At 43.5% G+C, this 18,266-nt stretch carries 18 protein-coding genes; 4 read left to right on the top strand and 14 right to left on the bottom strand.

What is annotated here, in order from left to right; genetic code table 11:
- Window positions 1-701: 701 nt before the first annotated feature.
- The gene (locus JJQ94_RS07380) at window positions 702-2,717 is read right to left on the bottom strand and encodes an amidohydrolase family protein (RefSeq protein ID WP_099028977.1); all 2,016 of its coding nucleotides are present in this window, start codon (window positions 2,715-2,717) and stop codon (window positions 702-704) included.
- Between the two features lie 111 nt (window positions 2,718-2,828).
- Window positions 2,829-4,523 (bottom strand): gamma-glutamyltransferase, encoded by a 1,695-nt coding sequence (gene ggt / locus JJQ94_RS07375; RefSeq protein WP_099028976.1) that lies wholly within the window; start codon window positions 4,521-4,523, stop codon window positions 2,829-2,831.
- Between the two features lie 261 nt (window positions 4,524-4,784).
- Here ggt and JJQ94_RS07370 point away from each other — a divergent pair, with 261 nt between their 5' ends.
- From JJQ94_RS07370 to JJQ94_RS07355, 4 genes are all read left to right on the top strand, one after another.
- On the top strand, window positions 4,785-7,247 hold the full coding sequence (locus JJQ94_RS07370) for a bifunctional diguanylate cyclase/phosphodiesterase (protein ID WP_236596560.1): 2,463 nt from the start codon (window positions 4,785-4,787) through the stop codon (window positions 7,245-7,247).
- A gap of 126 nt (window positions 7,248-7,373) precedes the next feature.
- Complete coding sequence (zur, locus tag JJQ94_RS07365; protein ID WP_010368795.1) at window positions 7,374-7,808, top strand: zinc uptake transcriptional repressor Zur; 435 nt, start codon at window positions 7,374-7,376, stop codon at window positions 7,806-7,808.
- Between the two features lie 80 nt (window positions 7,809-7,888).
- The gene (locus JJQ94_RS07360) at window positions 7,889-8,359 is read left to right on the top strand and encodes a chemotaxis protein CheX (protein ID WP_010607100.1); all 471 of its coding nucleotides are present in this window, start codon (window positions 7,889-7,891) and stop codon (window positions 8,357-8,359) included.
- A 23-nt stretch (window positions 8,360-8,382) separates the two neighbouring features.
- Complete coding sequence (locus tag JJQ94_RS07355; RefSeq protein WP_099028975.1) at window positions 8,383-8,814, top strand: secondary thiamine-phosphate synthase enzyme YjbQ; 432 nt, start codon at window positions 8,383-8,385, stop codon at window positions 8,812-8,814.
- Between the two features lie 11 nt (window positions 8,815-8,825).
- Here JJQ94_RS07355 and alr read toward each other — a convergent pair whose 3' ends face one another.
- From alr to rpsR, 12 genes are all read right to left on the bottom strand, one after another.
- On the bottom strand, window positions 8,826-9,908 hold the full coding sequence (gene alr, locus JJQ94_RS07350; protein WP_099028974.1) for an alanine racemase: 1,083 nt from the start codon (window positions 9,906-9,908) through the stop codon (window positions 8,826-8,828).
- Window positions 9,909-9,927: 19 nt separating this feature from the next.
- Window positions 9,928-11,307, bottom strand: coding sequence for a replicative DNA helicase (dnaB, locus tag JJQ94_RS07345; protein WP_099028973.1), 1,380 nt, complete (start codon window positions 11,305-11,307; stop codon window positions 9,928-9,930).
- 118 nt (window positions 11,308-11,425) lie between these two features.
- Window positions 11,426-12,364: a DUF4097 family beta strand repeat-containing protein gene (locus JJQ94_RS07340; RefSeq protein ID WP_099028972.1), complete on the bottom strand. Its 939-nt coding sequence runs from the start codon at window positions 12,362-12,364 to the stop codon at window positions 11,426-11,428.
- Between the two features lie 10 nt (window positions 12,365-12,374).
- Complete coding sequence (locus JJQ94_RS07335; protein ID WP_010607097.1) at window positions 12,375-12,854, bottom strand: hypothetical protein; 480 nt, start codon at window positions 12,852-12,854, stop codon at window positions 12,375-12,377.
- The gene (locus JJQ94_RS07330; RefSeq protein WP_010368802.1) at window positions 12,847-13,398 is read right to left on the bottom strand and encodes an RNA polymerase sigma factor; all 552 of its coding nucleotides are present in this window, start codon (window positions 13,396-13,398) and stop codon (window positions 12,847-12,849) included. The genes JJQ94_RS07335 and JJQ94_RS07330 overlap by 8 nt, the downstream gene beginning before the upstream one ends.
- A gap of 206 nt (window positions 13,399-13,604) precedes the next feature.
- The gene (locus JJQ94_RS07325; protein WP_099028971.1) at window positions 13,605-15,344 is read right to left on the bottom strand and encodes a DUF7305 domain-containing protein; all 1,740 of its coding nucleotides are present in this window, start codon (window positions 15,342-15,344) and stop codon (window positions 13,605-13,607) included.
- Between the two features lie 4 nt (window positions 15,345-15,348).
- Window positions 15,349-15,837, bottom strand: a complete 489-nt coding sequence (locus tag JJQ94_RS07320) for a PilW family protein (protein ID WP_099028970.1) — start codon at window positions 15,835-15,837, stop codon at window positions 15,349-15,351.
- Window positions 15,834-16,256, bottom strand: a complete 423-nt coding sequence (locus tag JJQ94_RS07315) for a type IV pilus modification PilV family protein (protein WP_099028969.1) — start codon at window positions 16,254-16,256, stop codon at window positions 15,834-15,836. Before JJQ94_RS07315 ends, JJQ94_RS07320 begins: the two co-directional genes overlap by 4 nt.
- Window positions 16,247-16,705, bottom strand: coding sequence for a GspH/FimT family pseudopilin (locus JJQ94_RS07310; RefSeq protein WP_099028968.1), 459 nt, complete (start codon window positions 16,703-16,705; stop codon window positions 16,247-16,249). The genes JJQ94_RS07315 and JJQ94_RS07310 overlap by 10 nt, the downstream gene beginning before the upstream one ends.
- Window positions 16,689-17,102: a type IV pilin protein gene (locus JJQ94_RS07305; RefSeq protein ID WP_099028967.1), complete on the bottom strand. Its 414-nt coding sequence runs from the start codon at window positions 17,100-17,102 to the stop codon at window positions 16,689-16,691. The genes JJQ94_RS07310 and JJQ94_RS07305 overlap by 17 nt, the downstream gene beginning before the upstream one ends.
- A 438-nt stretch (window positions 17,103-17,540) precedes the next feature.
- Entirely contained in the window at window positions 17,541-17,993 is a 453-nt protein-coding gene (gene rplI / locus JJQ94_RS07300) for a 50S ribosomal protein L9 (protein WP_010368808.1), read from the bottom strand.
- Window positions 17,994-18,028: 35 nt separating this feature from the next.
- Window positions 18,029-18,256 carry a 30S ribosomal protein S18 gene (rpsR, locus tag JJQ94_RS07295; protein WP_002962753.1) on the bottom strand — a complete coding sequence of 76 codons (228 nt, stop codon included), beginning with the start codon at window positions 18,254-18,256 and terminating at the stop codon, window positions 18,029-18,031.
- Window positions 18,257-18,266 lie beyond the last annotated feature (10 nt).

Raw genomic sequence — 18,266 nt, 5'->3', positions numbered from 1 at the left:
GCCATCCCCATAACTTGGTTGGGATTCCTTTGGCAACAGCGCGAGCAGTATCAATTTGGCTTGCGACAGTTAACCATCAGTAACGTTGTAAAAAACCAATCAATTACTTAACCGCAACAAACACAGTACCCACTTAAGCAGGAGAACGTTTGTAGGGTGTATCTATAAAAAAGGTTAACTAACCGCTAAAACCGCGAGCCAAGTTAATCAACAGCACCTTTTGCTATTTGCTTGCAGCATATATACAACATTGCTGTAATCACTCACTGTCACTTTAACGCTTGAATATGGAAACTTTTTTACCATCTTCGCACGCGGGGGTGACGACATCAAAGTCTCAAATAGAGTTATAAAAAAGACCACACTGAAGCTGGTAAATCACACACAACTTGTATGGCTTTACATCAACGACTCATGATCTGTACTGAAAAAGGCTAGCACAAGAAACTGATAAATAAACCGCTTTATTAACAAAAAAGTAAATTTATCCATTACACAAGATTACACCGAACCGTTTTTAGGAACTTTTATTAGGTAGTAACGGGAAAGTCAGAACGATTTGTTTATTTATTAAACAAACCTCTGTTTTAGAAACACTTTTGGTAAAACTCAGAAATACAATTTAGCCTGATATCGAAGTAAAGAAAATAAGACCAGTGCAAGTGTTATATTTTTTGCACTGGTCTTATAGCATCAAACGATTACTTTAGCGAAGGCGAGGTAGTGAACGGCTTCACGCCAATCGCTTGGTAAATTTCAGCAGGCTTAAACGCTTGCTCACCTTTGATCACCAATGTCGCTTTTTGCAGTGCCGTAATGTCCTTAAGTGGATCGCCGTCGATCAATACTAGATCTGCCACTTTACCCTTGGCAATTGAACCGGTTTGATGTGCAACGCCCATCAATTTGGCACTTTCTAGCGTTGCCATATTCAGCACATCAGCCGCAGGAATGCCCGCATCAACGTAAAGCGCTAGCTCACGGATCAAGGTAAAGCCTGCAATGTTATCCGTTCCAGGTACCATTGGAACCCCAGCATCATAGAGCTTTTTCAGCATTTTTTGCATCGCTTCACCCGACTCTTGGTAGCTCAGTTTAAACTGTTCATCAACATGCATCTCAGCCCCTTTTAAACCACGAGCGAATGCAATTGGCATATGCTCTGAAATAGCAGCAAATTCTGGGTTGATCTTTTGATCTTCTGCCATCAATAAACTTCTGAATGTAGATACCGTAGGATCCACAACGATGCGCTTATCACTTAGTAGCTTGATGAATGCATTCATCTCTGGACTATCAAGTGATAAGCCAGAGGCTTTTTCTCCCATCAGTGAAAACCGTTTTTGTGTTCTGGTATCCACTTCTTCACCAGCAAGGAAGTTAAGGAACAGCATATTAATGTGCTGAATCTCATCGTAGCCATTTGCAATGGCTTGCTCTGCCGTCATAAACGCAGGCACGTGACCGCTAAGTCTCAATCCACGGCTATGCGCACGCTCAGAAATAGGCTTTACCCAGTTCGGATCGATAGAAGAATATAGCTTTACTTGAACATAGCCATTATCGGCAAAGAAATCGACCGTCTCGAGCGCTTCTTCCAATGACTTCACACTTAAGCCAGCTGAGTTTTCGCTGTATTTATCCATAAAGCCAGCACGATATACACGCGAACCCAGCACCTGATTGGTATTAAAGAGCGCTTCAATTTCCATAATATTGTCGTGCTCATTACCCATATCTCTAACGCTGGTAACACCGTTCGCAATATTTAAAATACCGTTCTCTTTTGATAAATGACCGTGCATATCCCAAAGCCCTGGGATCAAGGTTTTTCCTTTTCCATCAAGGCTAACCACCCCATTTTGCTTTTTAATATGTTTAGCTATTTCTACAATCTTGCCATTTTTAATCAACACATCATGGTTTTTCAGCAGCTTTTTCTGCTCACCATCAAAGACGGCAACATTTTCAATAAGTAATGCTGGGACATCATGTGTCAGCTTGCTAGCGAGGTTTTCTAAATGCTGCTGTTCGGCTTGTTTTTGGATAGCCTCAAGTTCTTCGAACTGTGCTTTAGTGTAACCGTCGCGCAAGACATACATTGGCCCCCAACTTTGCGCGAAATAGTTACCATCGTCATCGTACCATGCAAAATTAGGAGTAAGGCTAAGGCCACTCGTTACTAATAGATGAACGGTTTGTTCCCCCAACTTCATCGTCTTCATTTTTTCGATAAGCATTTTGCCTTGAGGGTAAACATCTAATTCGTATTTATTATTTTTTAGAACATAACGCATCGTCGCGTTATCTAGTGCAAGGTGGTTATTAGACGGTACGTAGAAATCGAGTGTCGCGTCAGCCTTAATACCTGATTCATTGACGCTTTTCCACTGCGCAATGCCTCTATTATAGCTAAACATTTCATCAATTGCGGAGCCAAAAGCAGAACGCCCTTTAAGACTAAAATTGATGGGTAGTCCTTTTTCATTCAACTTTAAGGTTTCATCAATTAAGATTCGACGGTTGTTCCAGCCAAACTCAATTTTGGCTTTATAGTTTTGCTCGTCGATTTTTTCTTGGGTTAGCGTACCTGCCAAGCCCTTTTCTGAGTAAACATTATTGGTAATGGTGTCAGCAAATACCGCCCAACTCTGAGTAGTTAAAAGCGCCGCAACGAGTGTCGACAAGGCACTTCGCTTTGTTATTATTTTTGTCATGCTATTGTTCCTTAAATTTCCGTTTAACAACAATGATATTACATCAAGATAACAAAAAGCGAAGTGCTTTAACTGTTACAATTCGTGTGATTTCACCATCCGGCTAGGCTTTTAATAACCTGCTGCTTGGCCATCTTTTCTTGTTTCAGATGCACCGTAGTAAACTCCAGTTTTACCATCTCGCATAATCGCCTGATAACCGCCATAAGGACCAACGGCCTCTTGTAACTTGTGACCTTTTTTTATCAGCTCTCTACGGGTTTCCATCGAAAAGCCCGACTCGAGACTGACATATCCTCCATCTGTCATGATTTCACCAGTTGGTTGCGATGAACCACTATGCAAAATTCGAGGTGCATCGCCCGCTTCTTGTAGATTCATACCAAAATCAATCATGTTAATGAGGATCTGCGCATGCATTTGCGGTTGAGTCGCGCCTCCCATCACGCCATAACTCATCCATGGTTTACCATCTTTTGTGACAAAGGCAGGAATAATGGTGTGAAATGGTCTTTTTCCCGGCGCATAACCGTTAAAGTGGTTTTTATCTAACGTAAATAGCTCGCCTCTATTTTGCAAGACAAAGCCAAGTTTAACTGGAGTCATACCCGAGCCCATACCACGGAAATTACTTTGGATCAGCGACACCATATTCCCTTCTTTATCGGCAGTCGTGAGATAAATGGTATCCCCATCTACAGGACCTGCATGATCGCGCTTAGCTGCTTTATTTGGATCAATCAATGCACGCCTTTCGTCAGCATATGCTTGCGAAATAAGCGTCGCGACTGGTATCTCATTAAAGTCTGGATCGGCGTAGTATTTTGCTCTATCTGCAAAGGCAAGTTTTTTTGCTTCAACAAAGGTGTGAATATACTCGGGGCTGTCGAATCCCATTGCCTTGATATCATAGCCCTCTAAAATATTGAGAATTTGCTGGGCGGCAATGCCCTGACCATTGGGAGGTAGTTCCCATAAAGTATAGCCGCGATAATCAGCACTTACGGGGTCAACCCACTCACTGTGGTGCTCAGCCAAGTCTTGGTAACTTAGGTATCCACCATTGGCCTTCATGTAACGGTCGATTTCTTTAGCAATTTCGCCTTTATAAAAGGCATCACGGCCTTTCTCTGCAAGTAATTCATAGGTATTAGCGAGTGCCGGATTCTTAAATATCTCTCCCTTTTTAGGCATTTCCCCCTCAGGCATGAATACTTCTTTAAATCCTGGATATTGCTCACGAGCCGATACCGAGCGCTGCATATAATAGGCAATCAACTCAGAAACTGGAAAGCCGCTTCTGGCATAGTCGATACTAGGTTGAAGCAACTGTTTCATTGGCAATTTGCCAAATTTGTTGTGCAGTTCAAACCAGCCATCGACCGCTCCGGGCACAGAAACGGGAAGCGGCCCATAACTTGGAATTGTATCGCCTTGTTGCTGTAACCTTGCTAACGAAAGGCTTTTTGGTGAGCGCCCTGATGCATTGAGACCGAACAGCTTTTGCTGCTTTGCGTCCCACACAATGGCAAATAAGTCACCACCGATACCGCAACCCGTAGGTTCCACTAAGCCAAGCATAGCATTGGCCGCAATTGCAGCATCTATGGCGCTTCCGCCTTGCTTCAATACCTCTATTGCGACTTGTGTTGCCAGTGGTTGAGAAGTTGCCGCCATGCCTTGGGTTGCAATAATCTCAGAGCGGCTAGCAAAAGCTTTTCCGGTGATCCTGTCATAAGCGAGAGCTGCAGAGCTTACTGACGCACAAAGCATACTAACCAGCGTGCATTTAACTACCTTATTCATTAATTTTCTCTTTTATTGTTTTCTTTTTAACCAATATAAAAAGCCAATCCGTTTACGGCAATCAATTTGCGGTCAAAGCGAAATAAAACGAGATTGGACCTAATGCGAAAACTCAACACGCTATCGCCACAGCACATGATCTGTCACATTAATATTTGCTCAAATTTAATACAGGATTTTGCAGCTGGACTACACTAATGTTGAAGCGCTCTGAAGGAAAAAATAAACGCAATGGAATCGGGGTAATTGAATTGGTTGTTTATGAGTAATCGGGTTATTTCTATAAATTTAAAACAAACACTGACTTGGGGCACGGTACTCTGCGGTCTGGTGATCTCATCTCTTATTATCTCCATTTCATATGTTAGCCAGCGAGACATGCTTCTCGATACCTATGAGACAAAACTAAGACAAAATTTATCCCATTTAGGTAAGCATCTTTTCACTGAATTGGTGGAAGGCAACAATAATCAGATCAACCTGACCCTCGAGGATTATTATTCTGACAATAAATATAAAGCACTATTCCTTGTTCAAGGAGAAACACTGGTCAACAAAACTCAACACTCAGCGATTGGACTACAAGTATTTAATCAAGTTATCAGTCAGGAGCAAGCCACAGCAACGCTACGCACCCTTGATCTCAAGGTGACATTTGACCCTAGTCAGCAGTACTTTCTCGCAGCAATTCCCATTTCACCTAAAGTGCCCGTCGTTGAGCCCGATGATTTAGTTAGGCTGATTGCTATCTACGACGTAAGCACCGTTTTTCTCTCGTTAAGGCAGCAATTGATAACGAAGGCGAGTATTTTAGCGGTGTTTTTAATACTCATCATTATCGCGCTACTAAGCTTTACCCATTACTTCATTCATAAACCAATTAAGAAGCTGATCCAAGTAGGCGCTGAATTATCCAATAAGTCTTTGAGTAGTAGAGCTGATATCGTAGGACATGGCGAGCTTGGAGTCCTAGCTAAGCAGCTTAATGTTATGGCACAAACATTAGAGAAAAACTGGCAACAGCAATTAGAAAGCACCCAAGAATTACAGCGCCGCCACGCACTTATTAATAGTGTTTTTGAGGCCTTGCCGGATATTTTCTTTATAATCAATACGAACGGTACCATCTTAGAATGCCATACCGGAAAATCAGACGACTTGTATATATCGCCTGAGCAGTTTATCAACAAGAAGATGTCGGAAGTACTCCCTTCCCACGCAGCAAAACAATTTAGCCAAGCCATCAAGTCTGCCAATCAGCGTCATCAATTGACCCAAATAGAATATCCATTGACAATTGCTGATCAAGCGAAACTATTTGAAGCCAGGCTCTCCCCCATTCCAGAGACCGATCAACTGGTTATCGCAGTGCGTGATATCACAGAGAAAAAGCGTCAAGAAGAAGTCATCTTACATCACGCTTTTTATGACTCATTGACCGATTTACCAAACCGCTTTTTAGCCATGGAGCGTTTAGCGCAGCAACTGTTTGATGCCGAACGCAACGATGAGCTTGCGGTGGTGTTTTTTATTGATTTGGATGATTTTAAACGGATCAATGATTCACTCGGGCACGAAGCGGGCGATCGAATTCTCATCGCTTCAGGGAAAAGGCTTAAGCAATCGCTACGTGAGCAAGATACCGTGTCACGCCTTAGTGGTGATGAGTTTATTGTGTTGATGGGAGGGTTTAAACATACTTCAGACATTACGTCTGTTGCCGATATGCTCATCAAGCTTTTTCACCATCCCATTATTGTCGACGATAAAGATTTTAATATTTCAGTCAGTATAGGCGTTGCTATCTATCCTTTAGACGCGAACTCCCCTCAGGAGTTACTCAGCTGTGCTGATACCGCCATGTACAATGCCAAAAGTAACGGTCGCAACAACTACTGTCTATTTAATCAAAAAATGAGTCAGCAGTTGTCTCGGCGCATTGATATTGAGGAAGCATTGCGCGTTGCACTGAATGAAAACGAGTTAGAAGTGTTTTACCAACCTCAATTTTATATTGAAGACAGTGATGTATTTGGCGCGGAAGCCTTACTACGCTGGCACAGTAAAACATTGGGCAATGTCTCTCCTGCGGAGTTTATTCCCGTTGCAGAACAAAGTGGTTTGATCATCGACATCGGATTGTTTGTGCTCTCAACGGCTATTAACCAAGCACACCAATGGCAGCAACACTTAGATCCCGATATTCGCATCGCAATCAACTTGTCACCTAGGCAGTTTAAAGACCCAAGCCTTTTGAAGCAGATAGAGCTGTTAGTAAAAGACATCCCGATTGCCAATCGCTTTATCGAGTTGGAGATCACTGAAGGTGTACTGATCTCTGGGCAAACTCAGGTCAAGCAGACCCTAACTCAATTACATCAGTTAGGGTTTAAATTATCTTTGGATGATTTTGGTACGGGCTATTCGTCACTGAATTACCTCCGCCATTACCCCTTTGATTTACTCAAGATAGACCGAAGTTTTATCAGCGATATGCTCGCTACTCACGAGTCTAAAGCGTTAGTTAAAACCATTATTGCCATGGCGCATAATTTATCGATGAAAGTAGTCGCCGAAGGAGTGGAAACGCAGGAGCAATTGCGTTTATTGCAGCAGCTGGAGTGTGATTTTGGCCAAGGATACCTGATCAGCAAGCCGCTTTCTGCAGCACAATTTGAAACCTTTTACCATACTAAGATTGAACCAGTTAAGCGCTCTTCTTAGCAAGAAAAATAAAGTGTAAAAGCAACATCGCTCCCGAATATCCACTTGAGATAATAAATCAGGGTAAACACAAGACTAATAAAAATAATATGTTAGTATTGCAAGGCAGTGTAAGGATTTTGAATCATGAATATAGAGTTACTAGTTAGCAAAGCCAAGCAAGTATGTGACAACCGTGGTGCACGATTTACCCCTATTAGAGAAAAAGTATTTAGACTACTTGCTTCTAAACAAGGTGGCGTTGGTGCATACGACTTACTTGAAGAGCTCAAGTTGACGGAAGCGGCTGCAAAACCCGCTACCGTATATCGCGCCTTAGACTTTCTTTCTGAGTTGGGTTTTATCCATAAAATAGAAAGCACTAATGCGTTTATGCTTTGCCATCACTTCGACCACACACATCCAGTGCAGTTACTGATCTGTGATAGTTGCGGTAACGTTCAGGAGTTACACTCAAACACGATTTCGCATGAACTGAACAGCCTAGCTGCAGAAACCGGATTTGTGGTTACAGAGCAAACCATCGAGGCTCATGGCCGTTGCGAAAAATGTAAAGATTAAGTGCAGTGAGCAAAAAAGCCCACTACACTTATCACTAAGAGCGACACTAATTTATTAAAAATGCGTAAGGGAAAGTCCATATGAATGTAGAGTTCATCAACCCCTTTTTATCATCTCTAATCAATGTATTGGCTACTATGGCGCAAACAGAATTGACGCCGGGTAAGCCAAAAGTGAAGAAAGACGAAGTCGCACAAGGTGATGTATCGGGTCTGATTGGCATGGTTGGTCCACAGACGAAAGGGTCATTTTCGATCACCTTTGAAGAGAACCTAGCGCTAACCATTATGGAGCGTATGCTTGGTGAGCGCCCAGATTCCATTAATGAAGACGTCACTGATATGGTTGGTGAAATCACCAACATGGTCACTGGCGGTGCTAAAAACCTGCTCGGCGAAAAAGGTTACGAATTTGATATGGCAACACCGGTTGTCGTTTCAGGCCCGGGCCATACCATCACCCATAAATGTGATGGTCCTAAACTTATTATGCCATTCACCTCTCCTGACGGTAATGCCAATATCGAAGTCAGCTTCGACAAACTCGCCTAACAGTTAAAAACACACGTTACTTTATGAGTTGGACTCAAAAACAAATTACCTTGAAGCCTCGAAAACGAGGCTTTCACTTGGTAGACGACGAGATTATCTCGCAGCTTCCTGAACTACATGACTATCGTATAGGGCTGCTGCACCTGTTTATACAACACACCTCCGCCAGCCTAACAATTAACGAAAATGCCGACCCAACGGTACGTATGGATATGGAAAGCCACTTTAATCATTTTGTACCAGAGAGGCAAAGCTACTACCGCCATGACTATGAGGGCGATGACGATATGCCAGCACATATCAAATCCAGCACCTTAGGATGTGAAGTAACGATTCCCATTTCTGAGGGCCGCCTGCGTTTAGGTACTTGGCAAGGTATTTATCTCGGTGAGCATCGTGACCATGGCGGTGCAAGACGCGTTATCGCAACGCTTCAAGGTGACATAGAAGGCTAGGCGCTCAGCGCTTAGCTTTCTATGTATTCGTAGCTTACTCTTGGGGTGACGTTACACAGCAGCTCATATGGAATAGTATCAGCACATTGCGCTATTTCTTCTACTGGCAGGTTTGGTCCCCACATTTCTACTTCGTCACCCACTTGAATGCCATTGGGATTATCACCAATATTCACACTGATCATATCCATAGACACGGTGCCGACTATGCCGTAACGCTGGTTACCAATAACCACTGGAGTGCCAATTTTAGCGTGTCTGGGATAACCGTCTCCATAGCCAACACCAATAACGGCAAGATAGGTGTCCTGTTCACATTGCCAACGTCCGCCATATCCCACCGCCTGATGCGCTCTCACCCGCTTGATGGCAATAACTTTAGTGGTCAAACGCATGACAGGCTTTAAACCATGTTGCTGGCCAACACGCGCAAGCATAGGCGAAACGCCATAAAGCATTAGGCCCGGACGGATCCAGTCGCCATGAGATTCTGGCCAACCTATGATCCCCGCGGAGTTTGCCAAACACAATGGTGCGTGACTTTGGCCAACTAAAGACTTAAATAGTACTTGCTGTACTTCGGTTTTATTGTCTTTGATATCATCGGCACAAGCAAAGTGTGTCATTAAGTGGATTTTATCAGCAACATTTTTTGAGCGCTTAAGGCGGGCATAAAATGCTTCAAACTCTTCAGGCTCAACGCCGAGTCGATGCATACCGGTATCTACTTTTAGCCAAACTGTAAGCGGTGCATCTAAATTAGCACGCTCAATGGCTTCAAGCTGAGAAATGTCATGCACTATGGTTTGCAAATTATTGGCAAGTAAAATAGGTAAATCAGAAGGATGAAAAAAACCTTCCAACAGGACGATTGGTTTGGTGATGCCACCAGTTCTAAGCGCAAGTGCTTCATCGACTCTCGCCACTGCGAATGCATCCGCATCTTGCAAATGCTGAGCTATTTTAACCAAGCCATGACCATAAGCGTTGGCCTTAAGTACCGCCATAATCTTACTTTTTGGCGCCAGTTTTTGCGTTAGCTGTAGGTTTTCTCTCAGCGCGGTTAAATCTATTTCAGCACTCGCTAGTCGCATTTCACTACTCAATTGACAGTTAATATTCGTCGTCCATTGCTGGACCCGCATAGTTATCGAATCGAGAGTATTGACCTTGGAAGGTTAACCTAACCTTACCGATCGGACCGTTACGTTGCTTACCTATGATGATTTCGGCCGTGCCTTTGTCTGGACTATCGTCGTTGTAAACTTCATCACGATAAATAAACATAATTAAGTCGGCATCCTGCTCGATAGAGCCTGATTCACGTAAGTCGGAGTTTACTGGGCGTTTATCTGCACGTTGTTCTAGCGTACGGTTAAGCTGAGAAAGCGCGATAACTGGACATTGCAGCTCTTTGGCTAGCGCCTTTAATGAACGAGAAATCTCGGCAATCTCAAGCGTACGGTTGTCTGAAAGGCTCGGCACGCGCATGAGCTGCAAGTAATCCACCATGATCATACTGATCCCACCGTGATCACGTGCAATTCGTCTGGCTCGTGAACGCACGTCTGTTGGCGTAAGACCTGATGCATCATCTATGTACATCTTGCCCTTTTCCATCAGCAAGCCCATGGTGGATGACAGGCGTGCCCAATCGTCATCATCTAACTGACCGGTACGTACCTTGGTCTGGTTGATACGGCCTAGTGAGGCGAGCATCCTCATCATGATCTGTTCTGAAGGCATCTCTAACGAGTAGATCAGTACCGGCTTGTCTTGCGTCATTGCTGCATGCTCAGCCAAGTTCATCGCAAACGTGGTTTTACCCATCGACGGACGCGCTGCAACAATGATCAAGTCAGAAGGCTGCAGTCCTGCCGTCATCTTGTCTAAGTCGCCGTAGCCTGTACTTACCCCGGTAACACCATCTTGTGGAGATTGGTAAAGTTCTTCAATTTTGTCGACGGTTTTTTCTAGAATGCTGTGAATACTTTGCGGACCTTCAGTGCTTTTAGTGCGCTGCTCAGCAATCTTAAATACCTTGCTCTCAGCTAAATCTAATAGCTCATGGCTATCTCGTCCCTCAGGATTAAAGCCTGCCTCTGCAATTTCATTCGCCACACCAATCATTTCGCGAATAACCGCCCGTTCACGTACGATACTCGCGTAAGCATCAATATTAGCAGCACTTGGTGTGTTTTTAGCAATCTCAGCAAGATATGAGAAACCACCGATGGTTTCTAACTGATTATTTTTTTCTAGATTCTCAGAAATCGTGATTAAGTCTATGGGGTGACCAAGCTCTACTAGCTTTTCCATCGCTTCAAAGATCAGCTTATGGGTTCTGGTATAAAAGTCATGAGACACCACCAATTCCGCAACACGGTCGAAGGCTTCATTATCTAGCATCAAGCCACCGAGCACAGATTGCTCAGCTTCAATTGAGTGCGGTGGAACTTTTAAGGTGTCGACTTGTATATCTGGTTTAGCCATATCACAACATTGAGAAATTGAAGGCCCTCTATTGTATCTGGTCTACCCATAAGTGCAAATAACAAAAGGCCAGAGTTTGGGGGAAACTCTGGCCTTACTAGTCTGATAAATATTCGTATTAGTTACGCTTTAGCTCAATATTGCCGCTAACGGTATCGATTTCTACATCTGCATTACCACCGTTAAGCACAAACTCAAGTGAACGAGCTGGGCCATATTTGGCTTTTTTAACTTGCTCTGCGCTTAGCTCATTGGTGATATGGCCACCAGAATGCGCGTTGATTTCAAACCTTGCCGATACATCTGCAGGGAAATAAAGCTCAATATCACCACTAACACTGTCCATATTTATATTGGCGTTATCCAGTAACTTTGCTGCATATACTGCAATTTCGCCGTTAACGGTAGATAAGCGTAAGTCTTTTAACTCTGCCATCTTTAACTCGACTTCGCCGTTGACGTTTTCTAAGCGCAGCTCGGTTGCAGTGGTTTGCGTTTTAATTTCGCCATTAACGGCGTTAAACCTTAGTTTACCGCTCGAAGCGATATCTTCAATGTCCCCATTGACGGTTTCAAACTGAATATTGCCATCTAAGTCACGACTATCAATATCACCATTTACGGTTTCTAACGCAATTTTACCGCTGATTTTACTCGCTTTAATATTACCGTTGACCGTTTTGATACGAGCGCCCGCAGTTAAATCAGCAGCTTCAACGTCAACCACCACCCCTTCAAAGTTTAATTCACTGCTACGAGGCATATAAATGGTGAGTTTAGAGCCATCACCACCACCCCAACTTTTATAGCGTCTTGGCATCTTCACGATAAACTCAGTTACCTCGCCAGAGGTTTTTAGTTTATAACCCTCGGCTTTATCGTCTAGCTCGCCTGTCACTTTAAAAACATTTTTATCCCATGTTTTTATCGTTACGTCACCGCGCTGATTCTCGATGACAACTTTACCATTTGCAGGTATCGACAGTTCTTTATCGATAGATTCTCCGGCGAACACTATCGCAGGTAGCGCCGCTAGGCCAATAATTAATGCTTTCATCTTAATTCTCCTAAATTTGTTGCCAACGAGGTTGATGAACCTTATTGATTAAGTCGAGTTGCTGCTGATAAACCTGAGCTAACATTTTTAACAGCGCAGCGTTCTCAGGATCTTGCTTTAAAGACAGCTTGATCGCTTGTTCCGCCTGCTCGAGCTCTTGCAATTGTGTCTGCCAATCAGAAGTCAGCGCTGGCTGCGTTTCATATTGAACCAGTAAAGACTGCTTTTGCTGCTCAAAAAAAGCGCTAATATTGGCCAGTGAGTCCTGCTTGGGCTGATTCATAATGACTTGCCAAGCAAGTAAGCCCGCAATAGTACACGCCGCAATACCAGATAACTTTTGCCAATTATTTTGCTTTGGCGGCTGCATCGGTTGTGCTTGATTGATTGCACGCTCAACGCCTTGCCATAAGTCACGTTGTGGCTTTGGCTGCGATTGTTCGTCATTCAGTGCGGTATGCATAAATTCATCAAAAGATGGTTTAGTCATTGTTGTACCACTCCTGTAATAAGTTACGTGCTCGGTGATATTGCGATTTACTCGACCCTACGGCCATGTTTAACATATTGGCAATTTCCTCGTGGCGATACCCTTCGACAGCATGTAATACGAAGACCAACCTGGCACGTTCCGGCAATCTGACGATGAGTTTATCTAGGCCATTTAGCTCTCCTAGCTGCTCAGCTCCTTGCTCATCCAGTCCGGATTGTTCAAAGCTTACAACCTTTTGTAACCAGTTTTTTTGCTTTCTAAGATAGCTGATAGCAATATTACTGGTCACACTATGAAGCCAAGTCGTAAATTGTGATTGCCCTTTAAATTGGTCTATCTTTTGCCACAATTGCACAAAAACTTCCTGACATGCATCTTCTGCATGGGCGGGCTCAGCGAGCAATCTAAGACACAATGCATATACGCGACGGTGATGTTGCTCAAATAGTTCGCGAAATGCACCTTGGTCCCCTTGCTGGCACCTAGCCACTAGCGCATCGGTTTGTTCTTGTGTAAATGCCTCTTTGGCATTAATTATCATGCGTCTGTTCCTTTGGGTTGATTCCTTCATCTTCGCATATCGAATGGAACAAACAAAGTCACCAACGCTCAATTGCCAATTTCTACTTTTTTATAAAGTACTTATTTAGACGCGAGCGAAATCGGAAATGGTTTAAAAGGGTTGGAAAAAATTTTACTTTTTTATTTGGCAGCAAAAAGTGGAGCCTGACGCTCCACTTAGGAAAGTTACTCAGCGATTTTAGTTTCGCTCTCGTCTGCTACTTGATATGGTTTATAGTGCCAGCCCTTAAAGACTAATTTCGGCTTTTGCCCTGGCGGCTGTACGCCAATACCCGAATTTTTTAATGCTTGGTCAAAGTGGATCCCTGTACCACCGGTACCAGTAATCGATGCCCCTCGAACTGTACCGTACAATTGCCCACTGCCATTCAACAGAATAGAAGTTAACGGTGAATAAATAGCAGCATATAAAGAAGACGCGCCACTAAATACAAAACCGTCGGGGCCATCAAATGAAGAATACACACTAAATACCGGCAGTTTGCTCTTCTTGGTTAAACCTTCTTGCTCAGCAATAACCTTAGCACTTGCGCCAATAGAAACTTTGCCAGTAGTGAACACCGTCAAAGAACTTTCTTTTTCTATCCAGATATGGGTGTCGCCAGTTAATGTGAGATCACCATCAATCAACCAAATCACATCGCCACCAGAAATCTTGATTTTGCCGTCAGATCCTAATTTCAACCCTTTAAATGAGAACGCAAGCTGCGTTTTTTCTGTCGCTGTGCCTAGATTTTGATCCACCTCTTGGAATAAATAAATGGTGTGCTCTTTAGCAACATACACGCTCGAGCCATTACGCTCATACACTGCCTGTTTTGGTTTAAAGTGTAAGATTTGTTGCGCGCCTACATTTAGGGGAGTGAATCGATTACGAGGATCGATAATGCTATCCATATTAAAAGGTAACGCCAAAGGATCACACTCTTTATTAGGCTTTGCAGGGTCGTAGTCGGGAGAATCAGGATCGTACACTTTTACCGGCTCAACCACTAAATCAGCGACTCTAAATTTAGCATCGGAGTAATGCACACCATCTTGAACTTGCAAGCCAGTATCTTTAAATTGACCACTGCCAGTATATTGAATATCGAACGCATCGCCATTTTGGTTGATGATCTCAGCGCCCCACTCCATTTTCGCGTCACCCATTGCGCGCACATAACCTTGGATCTTGCCGCCTCTATGTGTAAAAAAGCCGCGGCTGTAGACATTACCTTCCACTCGAATACCACTTGATGACGGCGAAATATCTACCCCGGTATTTGATCTAACGTCACCCAAAATAGGTGAAGAACCTTTTAAGTAAATCACACCAGATGCTTCAACATCGCCTTTAATCGGAGAGTGACCTGATAGCACCACATCCGCATCGCCCACCACAGTGTGTACATCACCATCATGGCTTTTTGTTTCTTCGTAAGTGCCTTTCGATGAGTCATAGCTATCGACAGAGCCACTACCAGATAGATTTACACCTTTACAGCCAGTAACCGCATTTTGGAATATGGACTCTTTCGCTGCTGGCTGTAACTCGAAGCGCGCAACTAGCCGATGGTTCGCGTGCTCACCATGACGCTGACCCAAGCTTTCAATTTCAAACTCATTGCCATTAGCATTAACCGAGATCTGATATTGCGAATCAGTGATCGTTCCGCTACCTGTTTTACTAATACCATTTATCAGCGCATTGACATCTTGCGGATTGCCACTTAACGCCGCATCCAGCTTTTGACGATATTCTCTGATCCCTTGTTCAGCCACTAATCTTGCATTAATGTCTTTTTGGAAGTTACCACTCAACCTTTCTTGTACAACGCCTTCTTTGAGGGAAGCGAATACCACAACGCTAGCCATGCCGCCGAGCAGCATCACTTTAACCAGTGTAAAACCTTGTTGTTTCATTGTATTAGCTACCTAATCCAGCGTAAAAATTCATCTGTATGCCTGCACCGTACTGCGTCGGAAAACTACTACCTTGTATTGTGACTGTAATTAACTGACCACTGGCATCGGTTGCAAACGCGAGTCCAGTTACCCCTTTCAAAAGATTGATATCACCCGTGCCGCGATCGCACACTAAATACCCATCTTGTAAAAAATAGCGCTCAGTGTAGTCAGCCGTAGGTACGCTGCCATCACAAGCGGGCACCCCAGCCAATTGGCGGATCGTAATATCGGTCGCCGTCACAGTAGGGATTTCCTGAGTTTGCTTGATGCTGCGCATCATCACTCGATTGGTATAGCGAACAATCTCTTGCGATGTTGCGAGCTGTTGGCTTGTCGTCACCGTTTCTTTTATCGACGTGTATGACGTTGCAATCCCAATAACTAAAACCAACCCCACAACCATCGCAACCATGAGTTCCAGTAAGGTATATCCCTTTATTTGTTTCATAAGCCCCCTCCAGGCGGTGGAGAGCAAGTATCCGCAACATTTGGGTAACTGGTAGTCAAAGAAATTTGGTTTTCAGCAGCGTTTTTTACCCGCTTATCTTCCCAACTCACTGTAAGCTGCATGTTATTGCTATATACCGGAGGCAGCACTAACGTAAAGCGACTATCCGCTGGATGCAGCTGTTGAATAAGTGGATTAGCGAATGTCATATCATTGTTGTTATGTTGTAATTCACATAACAAGGGCCATATCCTCTCAATTGCATTTTGGCCATGAATTAACGCCATCGTGTATTGAAAGCTATTGGAGGCAAACTGTAATGACTTAAGCTGCGTCGCAGCAAGACCAAGCAACATTAGCCCAGCCACCAACATCGACACCACGACCTCAATGAGAGAAAACCCCTTACTTAACTGCAATTTTGTTCCGCCTCAGCTAACCAACTTTGACCACTGACCAGCACACATAAACGATAATCCTGGGTATCGGTAATGTTGTCGGTGATCAATATGTTGTTTGTAGCCAGCACTTCGCCACTTTCGCGCACAACTTGGTCGGCCAGTGCCACTTCTATCGAGCTGTGTTTAATAGAAAACCGCCCCACTTCGGTCAATTGGCCATTTTCAGTGGTTTTCACAACCCAGTCGCTGTCCTCAACGACCAGTGATACCTGTTGCTCACGTCGAACCGCTTCACTGCGGGCCAAGCGATATACCGCCTGCAGTTGATTAGCATGCGTCGTAAGTCTGTCTTGCTGAATTTGCTTTATAAAACTGGGCGCTGCTATCGAAGCTAAAATTGCAAGTATTGCCATGGAAATAAGCAGCTCAAGCAAGGTAAACCCTAAATGTCTATTGCCAGCAATCATTGTTCTTCGGTCCTTGTTCACCAAGATGGTTGATACTTAGCACACCACACCTGTCAGCTGCTTGTGCTTTTCCTACTATTGGCGTAGCTGTAAATTGATATCCCAAATTACGGTATTGCCCAACAGCGCCATTTGGTTTATCAGTGGGAATATATTTAAACGTGTAGAATTTAGACTCAGGCAAATCTGTAAGTAAACTCGCATCAGGATAGCCACTATTGCGGCTGTATATGCGTTCAATCACACCAGCCATTTCCAACATTTGCTGCTGTGCTTGCGAACGACGCCCATCCTGAACGTATTCCACATACGACGGATATGCCACACTGGCAGTGATCGCCACGATTGCAACGGCAATTAATAGCTCCGTAAGTGTAAAACCTTTATTTACAGACATTTAATTATTCCACCACTAGATTGATAGCGCTGTCATTTACATTGCACTGTATGACAGACAAAAGACAAAGAAAAGGGTTAACCTATAATATGTAAACATAACATGGAGCGAAAGTTTCTAAAAAGGAAACTTATTACACCACATTACAGCAGTATTGCCTTTTGATATAAGGCAAACTTTGAGCGAGAGGATCATCCATGTCACACCTTAAATTGGTATGAATAAGATTATTATGATTTTCTTCGAGGGGTTACTTAATTCAACCTAAGATTTGGATGCCAACAAAACCAATATTTTTAATATTCAATGCATTCAGCATTAAGAATATCTGTTAACTAGGTTTTTACTGTTCGAAATTCGGGCGAATTTAGGTAAATTAAGTGAATAAAAAGCCGTGTATAAAATACACGGCTTTTTTAATTTAAGCTCAATTAAAAATTAAGCTTCAGCAATTACGATTACTTTGATCGTAGCTGTAACGTCAGAGTGTACTTGGATAGCTACATCGAACTCGCCAGTCTCACGGATAGTACCAAGAGGTAGACGAACTTCTGACTTAGATACCTCAACACCTACTGCAGAGATAGCATCAGCAATATCGCGAGTACCGATAGAACCGAATAACTTACCTTCGTCACCCGCTTTAGAAACTAGAGTTACTTCAGCTAGTGCTTCTAGTTTTTCAGCGCGTGCCTGTGCAGCAACTAGCTCTTCAGCGATTTTCGCTTCAAGCTCAGCGCGACGTGCTTCGAAAGTTTCAATGTTAGATTTAGTTGCAGGAACTGCTTTACCCTTAGGGAATAAGAAGTTACGTGCGAAGCCAGATTTAACATTAACCTGATCACCTAGGCTACCTAGGTTTGCAATTTTGTCTAGTAGAATAACTTGCATGTCTCTACACCTTTTAAAAACTAGTAATCAGCTGCTTACTTGTGTAAGTCAGTGTATGGAAGAAGGGCTAGGTAGCGAGCACGCTTGATAGCAGTTGCTAGCTGACGCTGGTATTTAGCGCTAGTACCTGTGATACGGCTAGGTACGATTTTGCCACTTTCTGTTACGTAGTTTCTAAGAGTAGCCAGATCTTTGTAATCAATTTGTTGTACGCCTTCCGCTTTAAAACGGCAGAACTTACGACGTCTGAAATAACGTGCCATGAGTAATTTC

It is taken from the genome of Pseudoalteromonas sp. GCY, assembly GCF_016695175.1.
Lineage (GTDB): Bacteria > Pseudomonadota > Gammaproteobacteria > Enterobacterales > Alteromonadaceae > Pseudoalteromonas.
Note: the sequence above shows the minus strand (reverse complement) of the source record. Positions and strands in the feature narration are given on the sequence as shown.

Excerpts from the sequence above, each read along its gene's own strand:
- JJQ94_RS07380 (WP_099028977.1), bottom strand. The coding sequence starts at position 2,717 with ATGACAAAAATAATAACAAAGCGAAGTGCCTTGTCGACACTCGTTGCG.
- ggt (WP_099028976.1), bottom strand. The coding sequence starts at position 4,523 with ATGAATAAGGTAGTTAAATGCACGCTGGTTAGTATGCTTTGTGCGTCA.
- JJQ94_RS07370 (WP_236596560.1), top strand. The coding sequence starts at position 4,785 with ATGAGTAATCGGGTTATTTCTATAAATTTAAAACAAACACTGACTTGG.
- zur (WP_010368795.1), top strand. The coding sequence starts at position 7,374 with ATGAATATAGAGTTACTAGTTAGCAAAGCCAAGCAAGTATGTGACAAC.
- JJQ94_RS07360 (WP_010607100.1), top strand. The coding sequence starts at position 7,889 with ATGAATGTAGAGTTCATCAACCCCTTTTTATCATCTCTAATCAATGTA.
- JJQ94_RS07355 (WP_099028975.1), top strand. The coding sequence starts at position 8,383 with ATGAGTTGGACTCAAAAACAAATTACCTTGAAGCCTCGAAAACGAGGC.
- alr (WP_099028974.1), bottom strand. The coding sequence starts at position 9,908 with ATGCGACTAGCGAGTGCTGAAATAGATTTAACCGCGCTGAGAGAAAAC.
- dnaB (WP_099028973.1), bottom strand. The coding sequence starts at position 11,307 with ATGGCTAAACCAGATATACAAGTCGACACCTTAAAAGTTCCACCGCAC.
- JJQ94_RS07340 (WP_099028972.1), bottom strand. The coding sequence starts at position 12,364 with ATGAAAGCATTAATTATTGGCCTAGCGGCGCTACCTGCGATAGTGTTC.
- JJQ94_RS07335 (WP_010607097.1), bottom strand. The coding sequence starts at position 12,854 with ATGACTAAACCATCTTTTGATGAATTTATGCATACCGCACTGAATGAC.
- JJQ94_RS07330 (WP_010368802.1), bottom strand. The coding sequence starts at position 13,398 with ATGATAATTAATGCCAAAGAGGCATTTACACAAGAACAAACCGATGCG.
- JJQ94_RS07325 (WP_099028971.1), bottom strand. The coding sequence starts at position 15,344 with ATGAAACAACAAGGTTTTACACTGGTTAAAGTGATGCTGCTCGGCGGC.
- JJQ94_RS07320 (WP_099028970.1), bottom strand. The coding sequence starts at position 15,837 with ATGAAACAAATAAAGGGATATACCTTACTGGAACTCATGGTTGCGATG.
- JJQ94_RS07310 (WP_099028968.1), bottom strand. The coding sequence starts at position 16,705 with ATGATTGCTGGCAATAGACATTTAGGGTTTACCTTGCTTGAGCTGCTT.
- JJQ94_RS07305 (WP_099028967.1), bottom strand. The coding sequence starts at position 17,102 with ATGTCTGTAAATAAAGGTTTTACACTTACGGAGCTATTAATTGCCGTT.
- rplI (WP_010368808.1), bottom strand. The coding sequence starts at position 17,993 with ATGCAAGTTATTCTACTAGACAAAATTGCAAACCTAGGTAGCCTAGGT.
- rpsR (WP_002962753.1), bottom strand. The coding sequence starts at position 18,256 with ATGGCACGTTATTTCAGACGTCGTAAGTTCTGCCGTTTTAAAGCGGAA.